Source organism: Methylophaga sp. UBA5088, from assembly GCF_002414625.1.
GTDB classification, from domain to species: Bacteria; Pseudomonadota; Gammaproteobacteria; order Nitrosococcales; family Methylophagaceae; genus Methylophaga; species Methylophaga marina.
The window spans coordinates 1-3,421 of the sequence record NZ_DIAC01000137.1 but is presented as its reverse complement, the minus strand read 5'-3'; the positions used below and the strand labels follow the sequence as shown (position 1 = coordinate 3,421).

Sequence of the window (3,421 nt, the reverse complement as noted above, 5' to 3'; positions counted from 1 at the left end):
CAACCATTTAATCCGCTTACCCATTATTAATAAAAACGCGATTATTTTTTTTGGCAAATATAGCCAAAAAGATGAAGTGGGCTGGGAAAATAGAGCCATACCTTGATTCTCTTGGAAGTCAGAGTATTTCGGAGAATAAGCGATATTCATATTGAACAATCCATTTCTACGTCCCTTTAAATCCTTTACAAACTATTCTAGTAGCCGCAATGCAATCTATTGATATTAGGTCAATATTCCATAGTTTTAACGGCCAAGCAACATTCAAAAGCATTGGACGATAAATATCGTGATGTTCGCTAGCTCAATCTCAACCAGCGACCATTTTGTTCGTAGACTTCAAATTTGGCCCATTGACGGAAGGCTTCGCGTTCCAGCATGCCGGTGTTGTATAGGTCATTACCGGCTACATTTTTGTAGATAACCACATCATTTTTACTACCTTCTTTGCCCTCGTCTATGACTCGGCGAACGGCCCATGTGTGACCAATTTTGCCATTGCTGTAGAACTTGCCTGTGCTGATTTTTTCTGGATGCTCGATATGCAGTAAGGCATTTTGTTTGGCTTTTTCCAGGAGTTCACTCAAGCCTTCTTCGGTTAAATCCACGAAGGAATCCAGCTCACGGATAGCAGCATTAAAATCTTCGGTGGTCAGAGAGACGTCTTCGGAAGGCACCTCTAATTGAACTGGTTCCGTAACCAGTCTGGATAAATGCACTGGGTAGCGTCGCCAGTGAAATAAGGCATTAAACACAATTGCCACCAGCAGGATAGCGATGACATTAATCAACACGGGGAAAAGCAGATAGCTGTAGCCCAGTTGTGTAATACCAGCCACACCCATAACGGCATTTAATGCAGTGGCGCCACCTGGTGGATGGATGCAGCGCGTGTAATACATCAGCCCCACCGCCAAACCCACGGCAATAGCAGCTGCCAGTGGCGTTGTACCGAGAAGATATTGACAGGTCACACCCACAGCAGCAGAAATCAAATGACCTCCGATCACTTGCCATGGTTGTGATAAGGCGCCATGAGGAACAGCAAACACCAGTACGGCGGTGGCACCGAAAGAGGCAATAATCAATAACTCTGAACCCGCACTGATTGCAATATGCTGTGACAGCCATTTTGTCATCAGGATGGTCACGAGAATACCGACCATTGCCCCGAATGCTGAGATCACTTTTTCGCTATGGCTGGTTCTGTTTTTCTCAATCCCCAGCCATAGCATGAGTTGTTTTAAAGCATGCGTCATAATTTAAATCACGGGATACAAAATAAGCATAAATTATACCTATTTAAATCATCCTCATATAGCGAAAGGTTTTATCAAGCTCAACCTTTTTTTTCAGCGAATAAAATCGGGGTGTATTGATACAGAAAAATACTGTACGCCAACACCCAGAGCAGAATACTGAGCCATAGAATGAAAAGACTAGCTGAAAATACGCTAAACAGCAGCGTTCTGACTAAGCCGGCTATCAACACGCAGATAAAAGCGACTTTAATCTTTGAAGACGCAATAATCGGTCTGCCGGTATGACCGAGTGAGACACGTGAGATCATGCTTAAAATAAGCCCGCCCATGCCGCCGACGGTTAAGGCATGCAAGGCATCATTCATGCTCACATCACCCCCTACATAGTGATAGGCGAGCAGACTAAAACCAAGAGGAATACACCAGTAACTCAGGTGTAATGACCATAGTAAGGGATGAGATAAGGTAGTGAAAAACCGCCAACAGGCACATCTTATGGCTGTGAGACATGCCGCTATAACCAGCATGACAGCTATTAAATAATCTGATATCCATGCCTGTATTTGCAGGAAAAACACCGCCACAATCAACCAGACAGAAAACAACGCTGCCCTGTCCAACCATGTCCAACGAGGTCTGGCTGGAATCTGCGTGGCATTAGCCGTAAACATCGGAATGATACGGCCACCGATGACTGCCATCATCAGCGTAATCAGAAATACAGCTGAATATAAACTGTTGCTTGCAGTTTCAAACTGCTGCGCCTGACTGGATAGATGAAAGTTAATATTGGTAAAAATCAGTAGCAGCAACACCACCACTGCAAAGTAATTACGCTTTTGTTTCTTTTGATAAATCAATTTAGCCAGGAATAGTCCGGCATATATAAAGAAACTGCTATCCAGCAATATCACTAACCATGATGGCAAGCCGACTCCTGGCCACATCGCAATACGCCCAACAAGCCAACACCCTACTAATAATGCACATTGCAGACCATGAATGGAGCGTAAACCTGTCCAGGTTTGTACGGCCGTTAATAAAAAGCCAACCAACACCGCACCGACAAAACCAAACATCATTTCATGACCGTGCCAGAGTGCGGCGGGTAAGGCATGACTCGGATTTATCCATCCATTCCAGACACCGCCCCAATACAGCAAAGCGATGATGCCAAATAGACTGGCCAGTAAAAACAATGGCCTGAAAGCCAGATCAAACACAGGCAGTGAAAAAAATGCACGGCAGGATTTTATAGACATAAGCAGCTACCAGAAGATAAAACAGCGAGCCCTTTCGGGCTCAACTGTTGCTTGGGGTTAAATAATGTCGTCATGCGGGCCGAATGTTTCAAAATGGATGCGTTCTGATGGCACACCATTGACATGCAATTGCAGACGCACAAAGCGCATAAACTCCAGTGGCCCACACAGATACACCTCGACATTATTAAAATCGACTTTATCTCTGAGCAGGTTGATATCCATTAAACCCGTATGAATATCTTCTGAGGCATTCGTTTCTTCGCTATACCAATAAAAATCATGCAGATTCGTGTGAGTCTGTTTCAACGCCGTTAAACGCTGTTTAAATGAATGTTGCTGAGCATTTTTGCAGGTATGTAAAAAGAAGATATCCTGCTGGTAAGCTTCATCACTGACTAAGGTTTCCAGCATAGACATCATTGGTGTTAAGCCAACACCGCCAGAAATTAGCATCACTGGTCGGCTAGGCTGGGTCAAAAAGAAAGCCCCCGCCGGTGGCATTAATTCGACTGTATCGCCCACTTCCACCGCATCATGCAGATGATTAGACACCATGCCTTTGATTGGAGAACTTTCACGCTTCACACTAATGCGGTAATGATCAGGGTGATATTTATCTGAAAGTGAATATTGGCGAATCTCAATATGTTCGGCATTCTCAGGTTTCACTCTGACAGCAATATACTGGCCCGGCTGATACTGTCTTATCGGCTGTCCATCCACTGGTTCAAAAATAAAGCTGGTCACTAACTCAGACTCTTTAATTTTATCTTTCACCCGAAACGCTCTAGGTCCGGTCCATCCACCCTGCTCTTCTCTGCTGTGTTGATAAAGCGCTTTTTCGCGATCAATTAATACGGTAGCCAATAACTGATAGGCTTTTATCCAGGCCTC

The 3,421-nt window shown here is 44.4% G+C and carries 3 protein-coding genes; all 3 read right to left on the bottom strand.

The window, feature by feature from the left end:
- Positions 1 to 299: 299 nt before the first annotated feature.
- A complete protein-coding gene (locus tag B4K20_RS16940; protein ID WP_289283816.1) occupies positions 300 to 1,259 on the bottom strand; it encodes an HPP family protein in 960 nt (319 codons plus the stop codon).
- 80 nt (positions 1,260 to 1,339) lie between these two features.
- The gene (locus B4K20_RS16935; protein ID WP_289283815.1) at positions 1,340 to 2,524 is read right to left on the bottom strand and encodes an NnrS family protein; all 1,185 of its coding nucleotides are present in this window, start codon (positions 2,522 to 2,524) and stop codon (positions 1,340 to 1,342) included.
- Positions 2,525 to 2,581: 57 nt separating this feature from the next.
- On the bottom strand, positions 2,582 to 3,421 hold an 840-nt coding region (locus B4K20_RS16930), incomplete at its 5' end, for an FAD-binding oxidoreductase (protein WP_289283814.1).

Bases quoted from the DNA above. Each gene is read 5' to 3' on its own strand.
- B4K20_RS16940 (WP_289283816.1), bottom strand. From the start codon at position 1,259: ATGACGCATGCTTTAAAACAACTCATGCTATGGCTGGGGATTGAGAAA.
- B4K20_RS16935 (WP_289283815.1), bottom strand. From the start codon at position 2,524: ATGTCTATAAAATCCTGCCGTGCATTTTTTTCACTGCCTGTGTTTGAT.